This is a genomic window from Chryseobacterium sp. NRRL B-14798, assembly GCF_050470705.1.
Taxonomy (GTDB): domain Bacteria; phylum Bacteroidota; class Bacteroidia; order Flavobacteriales; family Weeksellaceae; genus Chryseobacterium; species Chryseobacterium cupriresistens.
In genome coordinates, this window is sequence record NZ_JBFLUL010000005.1 from 2190584 (window position 1) to 2214121 (window position 23538).

15 protein-coding genes are annotated in these 23538 nt (G+C 37.8%); 4 read left to right on the forward strand and 11 right to left on the reverse strand.

Features of this window, described 5'->3' with window-relative positions:
* Nucleotides 1–177: 177 nt before the first annotated feature.
* Entirely contained in the window at nucleotides 178–663 is a 486-nt protein-coding gene (locus AB1278_RS10265) for a hypothetical protein (protein ID WP_343638694.1), read from the reverse strand.
* Between the two features lie 168 nt (nucleotides 664–831).
* Here AB1278_RS10265 and AB1278_RS10270 point away from each other — a divergent pair, with 168 nt between their 5' ends.
* Nucleotides 832–1218, forward strand: coding sequence for a 5-fold beta-flower protein (locus AB1278_RS10270; RefSeq protein ID WP_429814153.1), 387 nt, complete (start codon nucleotides 832–834; stop codon nucleotides 1216–1218).
* Nucleotides 1219–1340: 122 nt separating this feature from the next.
* Nucleotides 1341–3140, forward strand: a complete 1800-nt coding sequence (locus AB1278_RS10275) for a hypothetical protein (protein WP_411413013.1) — start codon at nucleotides 1341–1343, stop codon at nucleotides 3138–3140.
* A gap of 112 nt (nucleotides 3141–3252) precedes the next feature.
* Here the strand turns inward: AB1278_RS10275 and AB1278_RS10280 are convergent, their stop codons facing one another.
* The 5 genes from AB1278_RS10280 to AB1278_RS10300 all read right to left on the reverse strand — a co-directional run bounded on the left by AB1278_RS10280 (nucleotide 3253) and on the right by AB1278_RS10300 (nucleotide 7329).
* A complete protein-coding gene (locus tag AB1278_RS10280) occupies nucleotides 3253–3711 on the reverse strand; it encodes an organic hydroperoxide resistance protein (protein ID WP_429814156.1) in 459 nt (152 codons plus the stop codon).
* A gap of 42 nt (nucleotides 3712–3753) precedes the next feature.
* The gene (locus AB1278_RS10285; RefSeq protein ID WP_429814159.1) at nucleotides 3754–5052 is read right to left on the reverse strand and encodes an epoxide hydrolase family protein; all 1299 of its coding nucleotides are present in this window, start codon (nucleotides 5050–5052) and stop codon (nucleotides 3754–3756) included.
* A gap of 274 nt (nucleotides 5053–5326) precedes the next feature.
* A complete protein-coding gene (locus tag AB1278_RS10290) occupies nucleotides 5327–6133 on the reverse strand; it encodes an SDR family NAD(P)-dependent oxidoreductase (RefSeq protein ID WP_411413015.1) in 807 nt (268 codons plus the stop codon).
* Nucleotides 6134–6231: 98 nt separating this feature from the next.
* A complete protein-coding gene (locus tag AB1278_RS10295) occupies nucleotides 6232–6819 on the reverse strand; it encodes a TetR/AcrR family transcriptional regulator (protein WP_429814162.1) in 588 nt (195 codons plus the stop codon).
* A gap of 108 nt (nucleotides 6820–6927) precedes the next feature.
* Nucleotides 6928–7329 carry a winged helix-turn-helix transcriptional regulator gene (locus AB1278_RS10300; protein WP_411413017.1) on the reverse strand — a complete coding sequence of 134 codons (402 nt, stop codon included), beginning with the start codon at nucleotides 7327–7329 and terminating at the stop codon, nucleotides 6928–6930.
* 207 nt (nucleotides 7330–7536) lie between these two features.
* Between AB1278_RS10300 and AB1278_RS10305 the strand changes: the two genes are divergently transcribed.
* The gene (locus AB1278_RS10305; protein WP_411413018.1) at nucleotides 7537–8388 is read left to right on the forward strand and encodes an SDR family oxidoreductase; all 852 of its coding nucleotides are present in this window, start codon (nucleotides 7537–7539) and stop codon (nucleotides 8386–8388) included.
* Nucleotides 8389–8603: 215 nt separating this feature from the next.
* Here AB1278_RS10305 and AB1278_RS10310 read toward each other — a convergent pair whose 3' ends face one another.
* The gene (locus tag AB1278_RS10310) at nucleotides 8604–9839 is read right to left on the reverse strand and encodes a PKD domain-containing protein (protein WP_429814167.1); all 1236 of its coding nucleotides are present in this window, start codon (nucleotides 9837–9839) and stop codon (nucleotides 8604–8606) included.
* Nucleotides 9840–10061: 222 nt separating this feature from the next.
* Complete coding sequence (locus tag AB1278_RS10315) at nucleotides 10062–13061, reverse strand: reprolysin-like metallopeptidase (protein ID WP_429814170.1); 3000 nt, start codon at nucleotides 13059–13061, stop codon at nucleotides 10062–10064.
* A 193-nt stretch (nucleotides 13062–13254) separates the two neighbouring features.
* On the opposite strand from AB1278_RS10315, the gene AB1278_RS10320 reads away from it, so the two are divergent.
* Nucleotides 13255–14694 (forward strand): helix-turn-helix transcriptional regulator, encoded by a 1440-nt coding sequence (locus AB1278_RS10320; protein WP_202838730.1) that lies wholly within the window; start codon nucleotides 13255–13257, stop codon nucleotides 14692–14694.
* Nucleotides 14695–15479: 785 nt separating this feature from the next.
* On the opposite strand, the gene AB1278_RS10325 is transcribed toward AB1278_RS10320, so the two are convergent.
* From AB1278_RS10325 to AB1278_RS10335, 3 genes are read right to left on the reverse strand one after another with little or no spacing between them, the layout of a single operon-like run.
* Nucleotides 15480–15917 (reverse strand): hypothetical protein, encoded by a 438-nt coding sequence (locus tag AB1278_RS10325; protein ID WP_202838731.1) that lies wholly within the window; start codon nucleotides 15915–15917, stop codon nucleotides 15480–15482.
* A gap of 27 nt (nucleotides 15918–15944) precedes the next feature.
* Nucleotides 15945–18767 carry a T9SS type B sorting domain-containing protein gene (locus tag AB1278_RS10330; RefSeq protein WP_202838732.1) on the reverse strand — a complete coding sequence of 941 codons (2823 nt, stop codon included), beginning with the start codon at nucleotides 18765–18767 and terminating at the stop codon, nucleotides 15945–15947.
* Between the two features lie 49 nt (nucleotides 18768–18816).
* Nucleotides 18817–23325, reverse strand: a complete 4509-nt coding sequence (locus tag AB1278_RS10335; RefSeq protein ID WP_429814175.1) for a GEVED domain-containing protein — start codon at nucleotides 23323–23325, stop codon at nucleotides 18817–18819.
* Nucleotides 23326–23538: the final 213 nt, after the last annotated feature.

The following is a 23538-nucleotide window of genomic DNA, read 5'->3' on the forward strand; positions in this document are numbered from 1 at the left end:
TATTAATGATAGAATATTGTAGGGTAATTACTGCATTCTTAAAAACCGGAAACAGAAAAACTTAGAGTGAAAATTTCACTCTAAGTTTTTGCATTTGAATATAAACTTAAAAAACTGTTTTAGTTTTCTTAAAACAGAAGGTATAACCTTGTATTGATGTGTAAGCTTTACGCCAATTTATTTCTTCGCCTGCAGGGACAGGTTATCCAGATAAACAGCCTGATGCACTCCATTCAGCAGAACTTTCAATCCTAAATGTGAATCTTTCTTCAAAGAAACCGTAAATGCTTTTTTCTCTCCTGTTATTTTGGAAGGTTTGGTAATTGCCGTATAGGTTTTTACATCAGAAGGATTATCTACTGAGAAAAGTTCTAATGTTGTTTCTCCTCCGTTATCGGAAAGGTCAAGAGACAGCGTATAGGTTCCGGCTTTAATTTCGGGAGTTATCAGATACATATTTTCTCCCGGATTGCTCATGGAGTAGAATATAATTCTTTTGTCACTTGCATAAAGCATTGCTTTCCCGGATTGAGCAGTCCAGCATTTATGAATATCTTTCCAGGTATCAAAACTTTCTGCAAGAGAGGCCACCGGCTTACACTGTGCTTTAGCTGTTAGAAAGCCTCCTGTCATAACTATTCCCGTAAGTACAAATTTTTTCATGTATTATTTTTATTTATAATGAGTAAAAATAACAAAAAAATGGCTGTACTGGATGCCATTGTTTTATGATTTAAATTAGTTTTAAGATTATTTAGAAAATTGAAAAGAGAATCTTAACTTATACTGAGGTAAAATATTAAAAAGAAATGAAAAAAAATACTATTTTTAATGGTCTCAGTAACAGGCATGATACTGACAAAAGCACAAACCATCGAATCCGGCAGCCGAAGCACCTTAGGATATATTAAAAGTGATGGAACGATTGAGAACAGCAGTCATTCCACCGTAGGTTATATCAGGAATGACGGTACTATTGAAGACCGAAGCCGTTCTACAATTGGCTATATCAGAAACGACGGAACCATTGAAAATAAAAACCGTTCCACAGTAGGTTATGTAAAGGAAGACGGAACAGTAGAAAATAGCAGCCGCTCTACTTTGGGATATATTAAAGAGGATGGAACCGTTGAAAATGCCAGCCGCAGTACAATAGGCTACGCTTATGGTATAAAAAAAGAATGGGTTGCAGTGGTTTATTTCTTTTTTAAACTGTAGAAAAAACGTGAGCTAAGGGCATGCTTTTACTATTTTATCATAAAAATTGTTTCTTTATCTATGATCAGCCCTTATTGGCTTGCAAATTGATACAACAAACTTTATTGAATTTTTGATGACTAATGGCTAGAACGACTGTAACTCTGATTTTCCTTTTAAGTGGTTTTTTCTTTTTAAATGCACAGGAAAAGAAAGATTCGCTGTATTACAAAATAGAAGAATTTTCAGATAAGAGAAAAGTTACCAAATTCATTCACCGCTTTATATTTCGTAGAGAGCCGGATTCCACTTCCGTGAAGTCCAATACTGAAAAGCTTTTACAAAATACTTATAACAAAAAAATTATCAGAAATGTGAGGATAGAAACCATTGACCCTTTTGGATATGGCTCTAATGACAGTAAGGAAATAGGTAAATGGTATGATTGGATAAAGGATCACCTTCATTCCAGTACCAGAAGATCAACAATCAATAATTTTTTGCTTTTTGAAGAAGGAGAAGAATATAACGCCCAAAAGCTCTATGAATCAGAGCGTTTGCTTAGAACAATGCCTTTTATCAACAGAGTTAATATCAGTGTTTCCGACAGCACTTCGAGTAAAGATTCTATAGATGTTGTCGTAAAGGTATTGGATTCCTGGAGTCTGAAGCCGAGAATCAGTTATTCCGGAAGCAAAATTGGTTTGGGGGTTACGGAAGAAAATGTATTGGGACTGGGACATACACTGGACTTTCTTTACAGAAATGATTCCAAAGAAAAGCAGGACTATCTTTTAGGCAGCTATACTACCCATAATCTTTTTGGTACCTATATCAATGCCCAGATTCTTGGAGAACGGGACTTTTCGAAAAATGAAAGAATTAATTTCAGCCTCAGAAGAGACTTTTTCTCCCCTTTGACGAAATGGGCGGGAGGTTTTACATTTGAATATTTTATGCGGAAAGTTTTACTTCCGATAAATACGGATACCACTTTTCCGGAAGTTCAGATCAAAGTGTACAGTCAGGATTTATGGGGAGGTTATCAGATTCCGGTTTCATCGGATCCCAAAGAGAAGGTTTCCAGTAATATTGCCATCATAGGAAGATTTCAGAACTATAAGTACAAAGACAGCCCGGGAATCGATCAGTATCAATATTTCAGTTCTTACAACAGTTTCCTGATGTCTGTAGGGTTTATTCAGAGAAACTTTTCGGTTCAGAAAAATATTTTCCAGTATGATTTGCCGGAGGATATTGCATATGGTAATTCTGTCAATGTCATTGCCGGAGGCTTATCAAGAAATAAAGAAGTGAATCCGTATGTGGGAATTTCTGCATCTTATGGCCGTTTTACCAGATTGGGGTATTTCACCGTGAAAGCACAGTTTGGAAGATTTTTTAATGAAGACAGCCAGAACAGGGAATCTTTCCGTTTTGACGGAACTTATTTCACCAACCTTATGGACTGGAAATTTGCCAAAGCAAGACATTTCTTCTCTCCAACACTGGCATTGGGAAATCCACAGCATAATTATTCTTATAAGGATAGAATCAACCTTTCTTCTACAGACGAGTTCCCCGTTTATAATTCTGATTATATCGGGACAAAAAAAATAGTGCTGAGGTATCAGCTTCAATTGTTTATTAATAAAACCTGGAAGAATTTTCACTTCAGTCCATATTTAACGACTGCAGTGGGCTGGCTCGGAATGCCTGATGATAAGCTGTTTAAAACTAAGGCCAACACAAAAATCGGGATCGGTGTTTTAATTAATAATCCTTATCTGGTTTTCAACAGGATTCAGATTTCTTTCATGTATTATCCGCGTGTTCCTTTTGATAATAATTCTGTTTTTGACTTTAACAGTAACAGGAATAATCTTTTACCATTGAACAGCTTTGCCACGGATGTTCCTCATTTTGTCAATTTTGGAAATTAATATAACAGACCTTTAGATCCGGATTATCTTTTCAGACAGATTTCAGCAAAAGAAACCTTCCTTGCTTTTGGCAGGGAAGGTTTTAATCAAAATGAGATAAACATCCTGAAAACTACACCACTACATCGATCTTTACATTAATATTTCCGCGGGTTGCTTTTGAATAAGGACATGTTGCATGAGCGGTTTCCACAACTTTTCTGGCTTCATCTATTGCAAGGCCTGGCAAAAGGATTTGTAGGTGAGCCTGCAGGAAAAATCCGTCATCACTGGTGGCAAGGTCTACAGAGGTATTTAGGGACAGGTCTGAAGGAAGATCAATTCGCATTTTTGCAGAAGCCAAATGCATAGCCCCGATAAAACATGCCGACCATCCTGCTGCCAATAGCTGTTCCGGATTGGTTCCGTTTCCTTTTGAACCGGGAGAGGTTAATTCAATATCTAACTTTCCGTCACTGCTTTTTGCTTCTCCGTTACGGCCTCCGGTTACAATGACATTTCCGGAATACAACACTTTACTGATATTGATTACTGTTGTATTTTCTACTTCCTGAATGGTATTTAATTCCATATTTTTATTATTTAGATTAAACGATATTGTTGATTGATATTGTTAAAGTTTTTTTCTTAACTCTTTGAAAGCGGCTCTAAGCTCTTCCGTAAAGACCTGCGGCTGTTCCCAGGCTGCAAAATGTCCGCCTTTTGAAGCTTTATGATAATAATATAAAGTAGGATATGCCTGCTTCGACCAGCTTTCCGGAGCCTGGTAAATCTCATGAGGGAATACCGAAATAGCTACAGGAACTTTAATGTCTTTCGTCTTCTGCGCCTCGGCACTGAAATTATTCTTGTTATTTTCCCAATAAAAACGTGAAGAAGACGCTCCCGTATTGGTAAGCCAGTAAAGGGTAATATCATCGAGGATAGCATCACGGCCAATGACATTCTCGGGATGAAGATCACTTTCACTCCATTCTGCAATTTTTTCGTAAAGGAATGCTGCTAAGGCTGTTGGAGAATCAGAAAGCAGATATCCTGTTGTCTGTGGACGTGTTACCATCATTCCTCCGTAAGCTGCATTTCTTCCAAAGAATGTACTCATTGCATTGTATGCTTTTGCTTCCGAGACAGAAAGTCCTGACGGGGCGGGATCACCGGCATTGATCGGTTTTACAAGTTCGGCAGGAATAGTAGCCGGCATGGTAAGGTGGATTCCTAAAAGGCCAGAAGGAGCCTGTTTTGCTAATGCATCAGAAATAACGGAACCATGGTCGCCACCTTCAGAAACATACTTTTTGTAACCGAGTCTTTTCATCAGTACATCCCATGCGCGGGCAACACGGTCCGGGTTCCAGCCAGGCTCAGTAGGAATCTCTGAAAAACCATATCCCGGAATAGCTGGTATAATCACATCAAAGGCATCACCTGCTTTTCCTCCGTATTTTACAGGATCAGTCAAAGGATCTATTGCATTGATAAACTCCAGCGGAGAACCCGGCCAGCCATGGGTAAGGATCACAGGCATTGCATTAGACTCCTTTGAACGTACATGGATAAACTGGATATCAAGTCCGTCAATTTTTGTTACAAATTGGGGAAGTGAATTCAGCTTATCTTCCACCTTTCTCCAGTCGTACCCATTGCCCCAATAGGTGATCAGCTCTTTTAACTGTTCAAGCTGAATGCCCTGGGAAGCATCTTTCACTGTTTCCTTATCCGGGAAGCGGGTTTCGGAAATCCGTTTTTTAAGATCATCCAGCTGAGATTGCGGGATACTGATGTGAAAAGGCCGGATGCTGGTATCATTTTTTGATGATAGAGTGGCAGTCTCAATTTTTTGCGCTTTAGAAATAGCAGGCGTACCTAAGATAAAAGTTGCTGCTAACAGGATTGTTGAAATTGTTGTTTTCATTGTTTTGCTGTATTAGATTTTAAATCTGTTTTTTCTTTTTTGATGAGACAAAATTATACCCTGAGATACGCCTGGGAAACGGGTAATGTGTTCAAATAGCCATATTTCACAGCGAAACAGACATTTCAGATGGTGAACAGGAAAAAGTTATCAATAGGGAGACAGAGGAGAAGTGTTGCTACGGAAAAAGGGAGAGTTGCCGGCCTAAAAAAAGATAAAAAATAAGCTCCGTTTTACTATAACGGAGCTTATTTTGTTGATGCATTTTTGGAAATTATCCGTGGGCTTCTACAGATACATCATTCCATTCTTCCCAAACCTTTAGGCGCTGTTCGTAATTCTGTTTTACAAATGGAAGCGCTACTTTTCCGAGTAATAAACGCAGTGGAGGATTTTCAGTTTCTGCTAACTTTATCAAGGCCGGTGCTGTCGCTTCAACGCTTCCGAAAGATGTTTCGGATTCCGAGAACGCTTTTTTAACGTTGTCGTAAACCGGATTACTTTGTGTATTAATTCCTGTATGCCAGATATTGGAAGCGTAGCCATTAGGTTCTACCAACGTTACATTGATTCCAAACCCTTTTACTTCTGTGGCCAGAGTTTCACTTAACCCTTCAACAGCAAATTTGGAAGCATTGTAAAGCCCCATGGTTGGTAGCGTAGCTAACCCCAAAATAGAAGACACCTGAATGATATGGCCGCTTTTCTGATCTCTCATGATAGGAAGTACTGCCTGTGTAAGCCATAAAGTTCCAAAGAAATTCGTTTCAAACTGTGCTCTTGCTTCTTGTTCGTTGGTTTCTTCCACTGCACCAGTTAATGCATATCCTGCATTATTGATCAGGATATCAATGCTGCCGAAGTGTTGGTGTACTTTCTGAACAACTGCTAATGATTCCTCTCTTTTATCTACATCTAAGGGTAAAGCCAATACGGAATCTCCATATTTTTCTTTTAAATCATGAAGTGTTTCCACATTTCTGGCTGTTGCTGCCACGTTGTATCCTTTTGCTAAAAAAGCTTCTGCCCATGCTTTTCCGAAACCTTTTGATGCACCTGTAATTAAAACTGTTTTTGACATTGTTTTTGTTTTTTTATTGATTGTTGTGATTATAATTTTTTATACAATATTGTTTCTTAATTTAAATGACCGATCGGTCATATTTTGAATAAAAAAAATTATACAGTATTTTCCTCTATAATTTTTTTCAGGCTGTTTCCAATAGTGATCATTTTATCGTTATTGCCAGCCATTCTTGACATTAAGTGTCCCCCCTCAAGCATTGCAAACAAAACTGTTGCAAAATCTTCTGCATTCCATTCTGATCTGAATTCTTTATTGGCAATTCCTTTTTCTATAATACCGGAAATCAGTTTTTCTCCCTGTTGTATGCCACGGTTTACTTTTCCTTTAACCACGGGATTGGTATCGTCAGCTTCTGTTCCAAAGTTTAACAGGGGACACCCACCAACTACCGGCGGGTGATTGGGATCACTGAAAAAATCAATATAAGCAAATAACTGCTCTTTGGAAGTTTTGTATTGGCTTAAGTTTCTTTGAAGTCTTTCCGTCAGCATTTGCATATTGTGCTCAACAGCGGCACAGGCAAGTACTTCTTTATTGTCAAAATGAACGTACATACTGCCTTTAGACAACTTGGTGGCCTCCATAATATCACTCATAGAAGTAGCCGCAATCCCTTTTGTATTAAAAATAGGTGCTGCTTTTTCTATAATGAACTGTCTGGTTTCTTCCCCTTTTGCCATGATCGTACTGAATAATGATGCAAATATATGACCGATTGGTCATAAAAACAAATTTTTTATGCTTTTTTTATATTGCATTGTTTTAATATCAACTAAATCAGTTGTTTCTTATCCTTCTTCAGGAAGACATTGGGGAATTTCTCCTATTTCATTCATTGTAAATCCTTCTTCAAAAAGTTTTCTTTTATGATTAATTCCCCAGTCTTTAAGAGCAAAGATGATAGGATTTAAAGTTGAAGAATAAGGTTGAGGCTGATAAATAATTTTAACCGGATAATCATCAATAACTGTTCTTTTGATAAGCTGATGCTGTTCAAGTTCTTTGAGTTCCTTAGCCAGAACCTTTGGAGTAATACCTGGTATACTGTCCTGTATATCAGTAAAGCGATCATTGCCTACAGATACAGATACAATGATTGCCAGCTTCCATTTGCCACTTAAAACGTCCAAAGCGTCCCGTACAGGCTTGATCGTTTCCAGGCAGTTTGATTTAATTTTTTTTACAGACATACGCTTATAAATTATTTCGCTTTCCTTTGGGAAAGTACTATACAAAGGAAAGTAAATATGTGCTAAATTGCAACATCATTTTTAAAGTATTTTCTTCTGAAACAGAATAAACCGTCTGAAGGAAATATTGTACTAATGAAAAGAATTCCGGCCGGTATTCTTCTGAGTTAAAAAGAGTCAATAATTAAAATGGGACGAACAAAAAGAATGAAAAAAGTAATCTTAATTACAGGTTCAAGTACAGGTTTTGGTGCATTAATGGTAAAAACATTTAACAAAGAAGGGCATATCGTCATAGCTACGATGCGAAATACTACTGGAAGCAATGCTGAACACGCAAAAAATCTGAATAAGCTGGAGAATACAGAAGTAGTAGATATGGATATCACAGATGATCAGTCTGTAAAAAAAGCTGTTGCTTTAGTACATGAAAAGTATGGTAGAATTGATGTTTTGATTAATAATGCAGGAATATATGGAGCAGGAGTTCTTGAATCTTATTCAATACCACAAATCCAGAAGCTCTTTGATGTGAATGTTTGGGGAACATTGAGAGTGAATAATGAAGTTCTACCTATTATGAGAGCTGCAAAAGATGGTCTTGTCATCACCATTTCCAGTCAGGTAGGGCGAATTTCACTTCCATTACAGTCTGCTTATAATTCTACAAAATTTGCATTGGAAGGCCTTATAGAGGGTTCGTATGAAGAGCTGGTAGGGCAGGGAATAGAGTCAGTACTGCTTGAGCCGGGAGGGTTCATGACGGAAATTATAGGTAAGGCGCATGTTAATGGAGATCGCGAGAGCATTCAGGAATCTTATGGTACTGCTGTGGCAGATATCAGTCAGAAAATTCAGACCGTATTTGGTAAACTCTTTATGGAATCAGCTCCGGATCCAAAAATCATTGCAGATGGAGCCCTTAAGCTGGTCAATACAGAAAAAGGGAAAAGACCACTTCGTACACCACTAGATCCTCTTTCCAATGGAGTAGATAAAGAATACAATCTGATTACAGAACAGGTAAAACAAAAGTGGATAGAAGCTTATGGGTTATAAAATATATATTAAATTATTGTAGTCCATACATCCCATATAAAAGGAAAAGTACTGTTTATTAGTACTTTTCCTTTTATATTTTGAAGATACAGAGACTAAATAATATTTATTGAAACTTAAATGAAGAGGTTGTTGCAGGATAGTCTTGGTCATCTGATCATATCATGATACAATAAAAAAGAGAACTCCTGGGTTCTCTTTTTGTCGTTATTAAATCATTTAACCATAATCTTAATACTTTCTTTATGATCATTTTCGCAAAGAATATGGATCATATAAGCTCCTGTACTGTAAGGTGAAAAATCTAATTTTATATCACGAGTGTGAAGATTTTTCCTCTCAAAAAGCTTCCTTTGAGCCATATCATAAACGATAATATCCTTTATTTCCTCTTTACTTTTGAGGTAACAGATATCTTTCACAGGATTAGGGTAAAATATAAGCTCAGGCTGTACATTCATATCCGCAGTTCCCAAAGAACCAATAGTAATTGTTTTGCTGAAAGTTTCTGCACAGGAGTTTTTGCTGACCGTAAGTGAGACTGTATAAGTTCCCGGGGCAGTATATTGATGAACAGGATTCAATGAAGAATCGGTGATGCCATCGCCAAAGTTCCATAATACAGATGTGTAATTGGCGGAATGATTGGTGAAATTTACAGTTGTTCCGTTAATTCCTGCTATAAAATCCGAATGAAGGTGAAACGTATTACTATTCCATTGTGGCGGATTATTAAAAAAAACAAGATCTGCAATATTCTGAAAGTTTTCGGCTGTGTTTTGAGGCATTCCGTTATAAAAAGTGGATGGAAATACATGATCCTGAAAAATTGCAGAATACATAGTGGCTGCCACAAGATAACTTCCTTTAGGTCCAGGATGAATATCGTTATAAGATCCGTGAAGAGCCAGATCCTGGGAAGAATTGTAGTAATGTCTTGCAGATTCTCCGGCAGGAACCATTTCCACCTGCATCAGGTTAGACATCTTTGTAATGGAATCCTTAATTTTCTGCTGAAATGCAAAATAGGTATTGTATTCATTGGCAGATGGGACTCCATAGGGAATTTCATACAGAAAAATCTTAGAACAAGGACTGTATTTACGAATAGAATCCCTGATTTTACGGCCGCGTTCAGCGGTTACAGAAACAGGGTAAGAATGACCTGCAGATTCCGCAGTTCCGGGCTGCATGATCACGTATTTATAGTTTTTAGATCTTATCTTTTGATACAATGAAGCATCATTTACATGATTCACAAATCCGGTTCCTCCGGGAGTATGTGTTGTTACAGATAGATTTTTCCCTTTTGAAGCCGCTATATTTTTAAAAATTTCAGGCATGTCATTAAAATAGGTGACGCTGTTTCCTATAAACAGAACCTCATCAGACTGGCAGAATGATAACACTGAAAAACCAGTACATAAAAGAAAGAGTAGTTTTTTTATCATAGAGTATTTTTTTGAGAGTTATTTAAAAAAGGTACCTGCAGAAAACCACTTATCATGCAGGTACACAACACAAACGATGATTAAAAATGTTTTTTTATCAATATAGAGCTATATACTTTTCTTTATCCGTTAATGACTGGGTTTATTTTTTTAATTGACTTAGAAAAGTACCTGCAGGCATCACGTATAACCTACAGGTACACGGTACACTAATTATTACAACTATTTCTTGATTAGTTTTGTATGATAAGTCGCCTTATCATCTTTTATCGTGATCACATACACTCCTTTGATCAATGAGGCAACACTGATTCTTTTTCCGTCCGGTTTTCCTTCCTGAACAAGTCTTCCGTCTGCACTGTAAATTTTGTAATCAGCTTTACCTTTCAGATTTTTTACCTCTACAAATGTATCCGCAGGATTAGGGTAGATTTCAAGATCAGAAGATGACTGAACGGACTCCTTAACTCCTAGTGCTGCATTGATCTTTACAGAAAAATCCCATACCGAACCATGAGAGATAATATCACCATTGGCATCTACGAAAGGACTTGCACATGCATCAGCTGAAGCATTGAAAAATCCGCTGGCTACTCTCATTCTTAATGTTTTGTCACCATTGTAAGCATTGGCCGGAACTGCAAATGCAAAACTTCCCTGATGTCTTTTATTGGCATCAGGAGCTGCGCCGTTAATCCCAATTCTTTCTGAAGCTTCAAATACTCCGTTTCTGTTGTAATCAATCCATGCCTGTACCCAATCCTGATAGTTTCCTCCAGCACGGTTAGCATACACAATATAGTTCATATTATATTGCGCACCCTGAGTAAGCTGAATCAGTTTGGCAGGGTCTTCCGAATAATCTTTATAAGCGTGCTGAACGGTTGTCCCATTTCCAGCTAAATCCACATTGGCTAAAGTCACTCTTAATATTCCACTGAAATATGGACTGATTGTAGTGTTTCCTCCTGTAGTCATCAGGCAGTAATCATATCCGGTGCGCAATCCTTTTGTTTTAAAATTATACACAGGAGAAAATGCTCCGGGAACATTATTAATCACAGTGGCTACACGAACTTCATAAGAGGTCTCATCTTCAAGATTATTTAATAGCACAGAACTAACCGGGCTGGCAGCATTGGACCAGTTTGCTGTTCCTGCTTTCCTGTAATTCACGGAATAGGTTGCTCCCGGTACATGGTTCCATGAAACAGTTGCTGAGTTTTTTAATATATCATTATCGAACGCAGTAAGTCCCGTTGGTGGATTATTTAAAGAAGCGGGAGCATTTCCTACGGTCAGTGTAGGAGAAACGGCATAAAATATATTTCCTACTGCTGAAATTCGCAGTTTAATATTTCCCTGAAGCGCAGCAGGCATCTGTATTTCAAAACTTCCGTCATTAGGCGTTGAAGCCACCAGTTCTGTCCATGCTGATCCGTTAACCAGATCGGTTGTATATTCAATCTTTACATTGGCAGCATTATAGGGAGCAAGGTTGGTATTGGCAACATCCCAGGAAATGGTATTGGAAGCATTATTATACAACGTAGTAGAAGGAGTTAATCCTTTGAATTTGAAAGGTCCGTCATTTCCAACGGTTACTGTATTTTCTGCAGAAATCGTTAAAGGTCTGTTCGGGTTATTATCACGTACTGTTACCGCGTAATGTAATACTCTGGGAATGTATGAAACTGTTTCCCATGTGTCTTTATTCGTCAGTTTACCACTCATTACAACAGGCAGGCTAGGGAAATATCTTCTTCCCGAAGCCACTGCAGGAAAAGAACGGGTAAGTGAACCTTCAGGATTGAATCCCCAGCCGCTGTCTCCTGAGATTGAGCTTGTAGAGCCTACGCTGTCATACTGTTCCCAGTTATAGGTAAACTGATCCCCGTTGGCATCTACTGCATTGGCATCCAGGTAGTAGGCTGTACCTTTGGGAATAGTATAGGAAATCAGCGGGGTAATAGCTGGTGCATTATTGGCAATATTTTCAGCTACGCCGCACCCAACTTTACCTTCAAGGTTGTTAAGGATTTGATTGATGGACGAATAGTGGAAATAGGCATCACTGTTCATCTGAACATTATTGGCTGTGATCCCTGCATAGGCCATAATGGTTGTTCCTCCTCCCGGTTCTATATTGACATCTGAGCTTTCAGTAACTGTAGAAAAAGTGTGGTTACCTCCAAGCTGATGTCCAATTTCATGAGCTACATAATCAATATCAAAGGTGTCTCCCACAGGATTCTGATTTTGTGTAAACGCAGAACCTTTACCTAACGGTTCTGCTGCGGTAGGGTTGGTACATATACATCCTATGCATCCTGCATTTCCATTTCCTCCGGCGGCATTAAAGACATGTCCTATATCATAATTGGCATTGCCTACCTGAGCAGTTAAGGTTTGTTGAAGCTGCCCGTTCAAATCATTGGTGTATGGATCATTGGCCGGATTGGCATAGATGATATTGGGGAAATTTTGTATGGTAAGATGGATTGCAAATTCTTTTTCAAAAACACCATTGACACGAGTCATAGTAGCATTCATCTGGGCAACAGCTCCTGCCATCCCTCCGAAATGAGTAGTATATTCACCCGTTGCAGACAAGGCAAGTCTATAGGTTCTGTATCTTGAGGCTGCAGGTCTTCCGGTAATATTGATTCCGGCAAGTTTATTTTTTCCGGAATTCTTTAAAGATTTGATGTCCAGTTCCTTTTTGCCTTCCATACTGCAGCTAAAGCCATGCTCAGACTCTGTTCTTTCGGTTTTATAGAATACTCCATAGGTATTTTTATCCGTTGTGACAGGTTCTATAAACTGGAAGATACCCTCTTTAATAATCATTGACTGTATTTCTGTAGGGGATGTACTGAATCTTACATATTTGGAGGGGTCGTCAATTCCCACTCCTACATAAGATCCTAATCCATATTTTTCAGCCAAGGATTTTTCCATCACAGGATTGCTGTACACCGCAAACTTTTCTATGGTTCCTTCTGCCGTTGGTAATTGAATCGTTACTGCTCTTGCATTGGCGCCGGTCTCCTCAGCGTTTTTTAATAACTGTATTAATGCATTAATATCAGTTTTGTAAGCATACTTGATTTTTACCTCTCTTCTGATCTCAGACACTTTTTGTGAAGAGGTTTCCCACCTTTGAGCATTGGAAAGACAGAAGCCTGATATCAAAAATAATGATAATAGAGTTTTTCTCATTTTAAAAATTAGGTATTTAATAGTGGTATTCGAAAAATGAATATAATATTCGGGTATTCAAAAGTAATTGCTAATTTTGTATTACAAACAATTATATTTTGCGATTTTCATAAATTGTGTATGTAATACGTATGTATTTTTTGTTATATAGTAATAGTGTAGTATAATATTGTATTTTAATTCTGATCATATTATGATGAAAAAACTGACTGTTTTATTCTTTTTTATTTCTTCCTTTTTCTATTCACAACATACAGAAGAAGAATTAAAGAATGTGCTGTTTGATATCGAATTTTCTACTGCCGGATCAAAGGAAATTGAGAAGATTGACAGTCTTATTAAGGTGTGTAAGAAAAATTCTTATAATGATTGTGTAGCATTAGGGTATCTGAAGATCGCCAATATCTACAACCGAAACAGTGATATGAAAAGGTCTTTTTATTATACTGATAAAGTGGAAAAAGAAAACCTCATCAATTCAGATACAGATTTTGAGGTTATATTTTATCTCCATCTTCAAAGGTCACTGCTATACCAGAAATTAGGAGAAAGAATGACTTCTCTGAAACAATTGGACGAAATATATGATAAGGTGAACGAAACCAATAATGCTTATTTTATTTATCTGATTAACTGGCAGTACGCCGGAATATACAATGAAATTAATAAAAAAAAATTAGCATTAAAACATTATAAAACAGCATATAAGTATTCTAAAATTTACAGAGAAAACAAAAATAATCTCTATAGGATAGACAAGAACAGATTGAGCAACAGTTATAAGACCTCACCGTATCTTGGCGGAATGTATCTTGAACTCAACAAACCTGATTCTGCAAGAATATATATTGAGGAAGCCATCCAGAATGGGAAAAAGATCAATGAAATAGGGATGCAATACATTACCTCGTATTATGCTTCCAGGTACTTTAAATCTCTTAATAAAATTCCTGAAGCCCAGCATCATTTATGGATCTGTAAAAATATTGCTGATAATTATTATAAAAGCGAGAATTATCAAAAGTCGGTCGCAATGGAGTTGAAGAACCTGTATGAAAGCACAGGACAGAAAGACAGTATCGCTTATTATGCTAATTGGCTGTTGGATATAGAGTCTTCAAACAGCAGACAAAAACAAACATTGAATGATGCTGTAGATAAACAGAATGAATTGGAAAATAGCAATAGAAAAAAGGAAACAAAAAAACTTTTCTTCATCCTGTCGTTGAGTATTGCCGCATGTCTTCTTTTTATATTTCTTTTCCTGTATTATTATAGAAAGCACAAAAGTAAAAATCTGGATAAAATTGATATCCCTCATCAGCCATCTGTAGATGAAAGTGCTTTTAAAGAACTTATACAGCTTGCCAAAGAAAATAATCCTGAATTTTTAACCCGTTTCAATGAGTATTATCCGCACTTTTCAGAAGAACTGCTGAAAGTTTTTCCTTTAAAAATATCAGAAATAAGATTCTGTGCCTACATCTATCTGAATTTTTCTACCAAAGAAATTGCTGAATATACTTTTACTTCAGTGAGAACCGTACAGACCAAAAAATATAATCTAAGGAAAAAACTGAATATTCCAGGTGATATGGATATCTATGTATGGTTTTCCAAATTACTGAAATAAACCTTTAAATAGTCATAAAAAACAGAAGCTATCTCATTAATGAAGTAGCCTCTGTGCAAGTAAAATATGTTTTGAACGTTTCGTTTAAAAATACCTGCAGAAAATAACACAAACCTGCAGGCAGAAGATATCCTAAATATTAAAAACTATTTTTCTGATTCTGAAAAAAGTGCTATTTCTTAATTGTTTTAATCGTTTTTGTAATTCCGTTTATCATTTTTAAAGTAACAAGATATAATCCCGTTTTAAGTCTTCAGATACAACTGAGATGAAGGCTGTTCAATCGTTTTAACTGTTTTTCCGGAAGCATCAATAACCTAAACCGACAATAAATTTTTCATAATATGTATGGGTTTTTAGGGGTTATCTGATAAGATTTTATAATGGGCTATCTTTTAAACTTTGATCAATTTTCTACTTCATTATAAAAGCATAGAATAATTTTCGGACAAAAGTAATTGGTAATTTTGTAATTTAAATGGTTTTTGTTTGCACTTTTGCTATGTTGTGTATGTGATACGTACGTGGTTTCAGTGGTGTGGTAGAAGGATAGTATTCATATTGTAATTAAGATATTGCTGAATATACCCACACCTCAGTAAGAACTGTGCAGACCAAGAAATACAATCTAAGGAAAAAACTGAATGTCCCCGGTGATATGGACATTTATATATGGTTTTCAAAACTATTGAAATAAAGATTAAGAATATTGTGAAAAGCAACAGAGACTATTTCATTTCGAAATAGTCTCTGCTTTTAAATTAACTTCCGATTGATATCAGTAATTAATTTCTTATAGTTGAAATATGGATGTTTTTCTGTCCGTTGGAATCTATAAGTTCAATGTTGTCAATCATTTCATTATAAACTAAGGTAGTGGTATCATTAAACTGATATCCTTCAATCAATACAGGTCTGTCTTTGGGCAGATTATTCTGCTCATTCAGCATTTCCAGAGATAAACTATCTGGATAGCCGGCATTTTTTTTAAATTTTATTTCTATTAGGCCGTTATCAGCCAGATAGTCAAACTTCTTTAAATGAGGAGGTAAACTGGCTTTGGTTTTAAAAACGTGTACCTTTTCAATACTGTCCTTATAAAGATCAAACATACTGGCAGTTCCGATGGTGTTATTGTAAACAGCAAACTTTACATAGGTGTTTTTCTGTGCGATGAGCATACCTGAAAAGAACACGAGAAATATATATAATAGCTTTTTCATAATTAAAATTGATATTTAAATGTTTAATTAATTTCTGTTTTTTACCATAATCCATCCTGTGTATTTTATCGGAGTCTGTTTTCTGTTGGTCTCATTCCAGCCCATATCAAACCAGTAGTTTCCGGTAGATACTTTCTTGTCGCCAATGCTGCCATCCCATTGATATCCGTTTAATTTGCTTCCTTCGTGGATCTTGCTTCCATATCGGTCATAAATACTGAATGTGAAATTAGGTTTCCCGGCCAAAGCAGAATAATCCAGTACATCATTTATTCCATCACCATTAGGCGTAATGATATTAATAAGATTAGGAACTGTAATTTCTACCTCTACAGGAGTACAGTTATAAGCATCTTTTACATAAAAAGTATTGCTGCCACGCGGAACATTGGTAAATACATTTTCATTCTGCCAGTTGATATTATCCATCGAATACTGATAAGGTGTTGTTCCTCCAATGGCAGTCAGGGTAACCGTATTATTGCTGATGTTAATATCTGAAATTACAGGATTTTCTGATGGATAAACCTTTACGGTTTGTCTTGTCGTACATTCTCTCGTTTTCAGATCTACCCAATAAGTTCCCACTCCCACATTGCTGATGGATGGTGTTGTTGCTCCCGTACTCCATAGATAAGAAGTATATCCGGGGCCGGCATCCAGTGTGGTGGTATTTTCCATACAGATAATTTTATCCTTTAGTACCTCTGAGTAGGTAGGAGGGATAACGGTAAGCGTTACTTCTGCAATTCTGTAACATCCGTTGGCATTGCTTACCTTAATATAAACCACTCCGTCTGGTGCTGTATAATTAGCTGGAGTCAGAATTTCATTGGTTCCGTTATGGGCATCAGCAGGAGAAGGATAATATTGTTTAATAGTTCCAGGTTGTACGTTTACTCCTGCTGAGGTTAAGTTGAATACACCCAGTACAGGATTAGATGGTTCAAAACAAGATCTTAGAGCAGCATCTTTAACGATAGGGCTTTCAGAAACCGTTAATGTTAAGGTTACCTGTTCACAATCTGTAAAATCAGGGTTGTTTCCACAAAATTTATAAACAATAGTGTCTGTACCCATATAGCCGAAATTAGGAACATAAGTAATTACTCCCGCCGGATCAATGGTTGCGGTACCGTTTGCCGGGGGTGTAATAATAGTTACTGTACTCGGAACATAATTTTGAGTTGAATTGGTAAACTGAGGGACTATAGCCTGATAGCCTTCGCAGACAGTCATTGCTTTAGTAGACTCTTCAAGACATGTAAACACTTTGTAAACCGGGGTGATGGCCGGAGTACAAGATCCTACTGCTATTTTTACGGTATAATTTCCGGAAACCAGAGGGGTGTAAGTATTTGCATTGGCTCCTGTAATAGGATTGCCATTCAAATACCACTGATAGCTATCATAGCTGTCATCCACTTCCAAAACAATACCAGGAATACATTCTCCTGTCTGTTTTGCAATTAATGGAATAGAAGAGAACCCTGCAAAATATCCTCCATATCCGGACGTGCTGTATCCTCCATTAATCCCTGCAGTTACAGCTTTATCCGAAATAACCGTTACATTTCCGGTGATAGAAGGGATGGCATACGTTACCCAGCTGTTATTACCTGTTAAGGGAAAAGGACCTTCTGAAGCGAGTGGCAGAACTCCGTTTACGGTTACATTGGCTCCCGCTTCAGTTAAAATATTCAGTTTTACTACAGTTCCGTTCGGAACAGTACTTGTAGTACCTGTGCCGGTTGGCATTTCATTGATCTTTCCGATTTCGTCGATTTTTCTGGGTAAAAAACAGTTTAATGGTGGGATGTAGTTGTAACCACAGGTAGCACTGCTGTTATTTACCGAAACCAGTTGATACAGATAAACATTTTTTGAAGTCGTTATAAACATATTAAAATGTCCGGAATTTCCCTGCTGAACATAATTGTTTCCTGTGATCCTGTAAAAATCTCCACTGTTGATCGTTGCGATAGGTGTAGTAGAACCATTAATGAATATCTGAGTATGGTCTTCCGTTCCAATAATGATACCTCCTTCCAGATCATCAGAGGAAGATCTGGTTCTTACCATGGCAAAAGTACTTCCAAGCCTTTCTGTTGGTACAGATTGATCAAGGATGGCATCAGATCCGGAACTTGTATTATTTCCAAAATTTCCATTGACATTTCCATTGGTAAGCGTAATGGGTTTGTCGGAAACAATTTTGGCTCCAATAAAAGCAGACTGGTTTTGACCTCCCGTTCCAGGACCTCCTGCAAAAATAAAAGACTGTCCTTTATTAAGAGTAATAGTCTGTGTATTGGTAGCTGGTGCTGCTCCAAAGAACGTCACGTTTCCACTCCATGTAGCAGTTACTACAGTATTGTTTTCTGTAGCCAGTATTCCTGCTGTGAAATTATATCCGGTAAGTGATGAGGTTGTAGGAGTTCCGGCCACGTAAAACTCTTTACCAATCCCGGCTTTCCCTTTACTGGTTATAATTTCGGCGTGTGTAGTATTGCTTACTATTCTTAATGAACAGTAGAACGGCTTTGTCCCTTGTACATGTAACCCTTTAGTGATAACACTATAAGCGTCTGATGTAACATTGGCGGCGATAGCAGATATGGGTACAACAAAGGTTTGCGGAGCATTTTTGCTGATTGTGACAGTGCCAATCGGAGTATTGTTATTATTAATTGTAACAACAAAAGGGGTGGCAGAGTCGGTAGACAGATATAATGCCTGCGTATAACTTGTGGAGGCGTAATAAGGTGCAAACCAATGGTCTGTATCCCTTTGAGCCGAAATAGGAATGCTCATTAGGATAAATAATAAACTAAATATAATGTTTTTCATGAATTACAGAATTTTGATTCTAAAATTGAAATTTCATTGACAAAAGAGATTAGGATTCTTTAATAAACTTCTTCTGAACGGTTATTCCTCCATCTTCTATCTCGATCATATACATCCCGTGGATAAGATTGCTCACATTAATAGCATTGTTCAGAATGATTCCACTTGATATCAATCTTCCGGCAGCACTGTAAATTTTATATTGAGCTTTGAAGCTTATGTTTTTTACATACAATACTGAACTTACCGGGTTGGGATAAATGTGGATATCTGCCTGATTTAGAGAGTTTGGTACAGGTTGTTTAGATATTCTGACCGTATAATCTTCCACCTCACCTTCTTTGAAATTCGTACAGTTCACAGGAATACCATCCTTCTGTAAAGCGACTCTCATCACAACATATTTATAATCTGTCATACTTATGAAGGCATTGTCAGGAACAGAGAAAGTTGTACTTGCTGTTGGGGTTCCATTAGGTCCGTCTGCCAGAATTCTTTCATTGATGTCAAATTCTCCGTTTCTGTTGAAATCGATCCAGACTGCAACACCAGCGTTAGTTCCTGAACTTAACGTTTTATCAATGGTAATCTGATTACCTTTTGATCCTTGAATTAAATCAATAAACTTTAAAGGATTTCCTGTGAAATTTGAATACGTAGAGGCAAGAGATTCATTAATCATTTCCTTATTGCCATTAGGTTTTACAGTAACCTTTGAAATAAATTCTGTTGTAGAATTGGCTGCTGACATCGGGCAGTAGATGACGGTTGGAGTTGTAAAATAATACAGTTTTGTAAAATTTCCCGGTACTCCGTTACAGATATTGGCTATCTGCATTTCGTATTTAGTGAGCTCCAGCAAGCCAGTAATGGTGTAAGTATTTGTAGGAACTACAACCTCTGTCCAGCTCGGAATACCTACTTTTCTGTACTTCAGTATATAAGTGGCTCCCGGAAAAGGATCCCATACAACCTCTGCCGTTGTTGGCATAATCTGAGTGATCATAAGCCCCGGAGGGGGAATTTCACATATTCTTTCTGTGGTAAATACTTTTGGATTAGACCACGGGTTGGCTGTTGTTTCTCCATTACAGATATTGGCAACCTGTACTTCATACGTTTTAAATGAATCAAGATTTTGAATCGTGTATGAATTTGCAGGTGGTTGAGGGATCGTTGGTGTATTCCATGGGCCGGTACCTACTTCACGCCATCTTAAAATATAAGAGGCACTTGGAACAACCGGATTCCAGGTGATCAAAGCTGAGTTTGACGTTACATTACTTATCGTTACAAATGGTGGAGTAGGATCACATCTCGTTGTAAATGTTTTAATAGGCGTGTAAACTCCGATTCCTGTACCACCACAAACCGCTGCAATTCTTACCTCATAAGTCGTAGCAGGAGTTAAAGCGTTGATTGTTACAGGTGGATTCCCTCCTAAAACAGAAAGGTTTAAAGGAACCCATGCAGAAACAGGGTTTGTAACAGGTCTGTATTCTAAAATAAAAGCATTATTATTAGCAGCAGTTGTCCAGTTGATATTTACAGAGTTATGGGTAATATTGGTGAATACTGGATTTCCGGGTGTTGCATTACTGCATGGTCTTAATCTTACCGCATAATCTTCTACTTCACCATTGGCTGCATCTGCACACATTACAGGAGCACTGGTTCGTTTCATTACCACTCTCATCGTTGTTGTTAAAGATCCTGTATAAACTCCTGTTGAAGGAACATCAAAAGTTGCTGTTATTGGAGTGGTGGTGCTGGCAGCGGACGTCATTATTTTTTCAGCATCTGTGAAAACTCCATCTCTGTTCCAATCGATCCATGCATTGACAGCATCGGCATATTGAGTTCCTGCCCATTCTTTAGAAACTGACAGTTGATTTCCCTGAGAACCGATTTCAAGATTAATAAGGGTAGCAGCAGATGTGTAACTGATATAATTCGTTTGAACTGATGGGTTATCCATTACCGGGAAGTTGACAGAGGTAACTTTCACATTTGAAATGTAATCGTTAATTCCTGTTCCGGTCATACTACAATACATTAACGGTGGAGTTGTAAAACTTACGCTTGGAGAAAAAACTCCCTGGTTTCCATTACAGATGGTTGCAATTTGCACCTGGTATCCGGTTTGCTCGGTGAGTCCTGTTATGGTATAAAAGCTTTGTCCTGCCGGAAGTGTCTGTCCTGTTGCAGATGGAAGCCATGCTCCTGTATTTCCTTGTCTCCATCTGATAATATAAGTAGCATTAGCAGTAGGAATCCATGATACATAGGCAGAATTATGAGTAAGGTTATTCACCGCAATAGTAGTAGGAGCAGCTGTAGTACAAGGCTGTAAATCTATAAATTTTACATAATAATCTTCCACTTCTCCATTGCTGGTGAAAGGTCCGCAGGCATTGGCTGGAGTGAGAGAATATACAATAACACGCATTTTTACTTTACTTGTTCCCAGATAGGCATTGGCAGGAACATCAAATGTAGCAGTAACGGGAGTGGTGCTTGAATAGCCAAGATTCATGATTCTTTCTCCTCCGGGACTCGTTGCCGGATTATTATCAAAAATACCATCCCCGTTAAAATCTATCCATGCATTGGTAGAATAAGTTCCTGATATAATTGACCTTCCTACAGACAGAGTATTGTTAACTGAATTTCTCAGGAGTGTAATGGTCTTTGTAGGATCTGTAGAATAATCCGTATACGTTGTCGGCCCTGAGTTATTACTGGTTAAAGGTACATTCGTACCAATCATGGTGATATTGTTGATATAACCGTTCGTAACTGTTGCCGTTGCTCCATTACAGTAAGTGAGTGCAGGTGTTGTAAAACCTACGGGAGCAGAAAATGTCTCTTGCGTTCCACAAATGGTTGCAATCTCTACCTCGTATTGGGTCTGTTCAGTTAAAGAGGTAAGCGTTACACTATTAGTAAAAGGAGTTGTTACATTGATTGTTTGCCACGTAAGGGAAGGAGGTATTCTGTATCTTACAACATATGTGGCATTGGCTGTGGCAGTCCAGGTAATATTGGCTGAAGTTGCTGTAATATTATTTACTGCAATATTGGCTGGAGGAGTGTTGGTACAACTTGGTAACGTTGTTCCTGTCAATTGTAACCTCGGTAATACAGCATATCTGCTTGTTGCAGTTGGAAGATTTGCCGGATCCGGATTGGTCGTTGAATTGTAATAAATCATTCCACGGTTATTTCCTGCAGAATAACTTCCCCAGTTGGCGGTACATGATGTTCCTGTTGAATTTTCATCAACACCTATCACTACATTGCTTACACCATCCCATAAGAATGGTGTGCTTAGAGGAATTTCAACCCATGTCCCAGCTACCATTGCCGGTAAAGTGCCAGAATATACCTGTGTTAAAGATGGGGTAGAGATCCAGCTTGAAGTGGTTGCAAAATCTGTTTGTGAAGTATTCCCCATATACACTACCCATTGATTGTAATTAGCCTGGGTTGCTGCAGTTGTGGATGCAAAAAACCTGATGGCTGTTATATAATTATTGGTTCCTACTGCGGCTCCAATCTCTGAAGCCAAATAAATCTGTTGGGAATAATTAAATCCTGAACAGGAATATACAGGTAAAAAAGCATGAGTAGCCGTACCTCCTCCAATCTGCCCTGGAGTAAAAGGAGCGCCTGCAACCCATGGTGATTTATCCGTTGCAGAACAGACAGATCTTATCCACCAGTAATAGGTAGCACCCGAAGTCAGAGAGCTGATGTTAGCACTTGTTCCGGGATTGGGTGTGCCTGGTGTTGCAGCTGCAGGAGGAGTACTGTTTGTACTGTAATAATATTCATAGCCATTGGCCGGAGCTGGTGCCGGAGCAAGGGGAGCAGTCCAGTTCAGTGTTGCAGAATTAGGTGCAATATTAGATACAGGCAGAGTAACAGGTTCAAAACATGTAGGAGCTTGTATTACCTGAACTTCATCTAATAATACATCATCATAAAAATCACCATTTCCTGCTACATCCTTATCAACGGTAAATTTTAATTGAATGGTTGCACCCACATAGCTTGCTGCCAGAGGAACACCAACTGTTCTCCATTCAGGAGAATTGGTATCACCAGACCAGACCTGTATCCATCCGGAGCCGTTATTTACAGCAAGTTTTAGCTGATTGTTGTCGGCAGCAGGTACTGTACCGTTGAGTCCGGTTAAATGATCTTTAAACCATTCAAATTTGATATAAGGATTGGTTAACCCCACTAAGTTGATCTGAGGGCTTATCAGTTCAACTGTGTGTTCACCTGCATAAGGTGAAGATGCATCAACCCATGCAAAAGTTCCGGCAGGTTTCCCTCCGTTTCCGGTGGCTCCATATCCGGCTGATCCGGAAAATTTCCACTTAACATTAGCGTTTGTAGAAGTGGAAGAAGGGTTTTGGCTGATCCAGCATGTGGGAAGTGCTCCACTACTGAATGACTGTAAGAACGGCACTGGAACTGGTGCACAGGTTTGCCCCCGGGCATGTGCAAAAGTCATTAAAAATAAGATAATGGATAGAATTTTTCTCATATAGTTTCATTTTAAGTTAGAGTCTGTTATTCAATTTACTTAAGTTCTTCTTTGAAAGAAATAGGAATCCTTCTATAGATTTGGTTCAGAAATCAATAGAAAAATCCTCTGTTTTTCAATCACAGAGACAATAATTGGTTTAAAGTGTATTATCATGTTTCCTTATCACCTCTTTTTATAAAAAGTGATCAACGGATAAACAGAAAAGTAGTA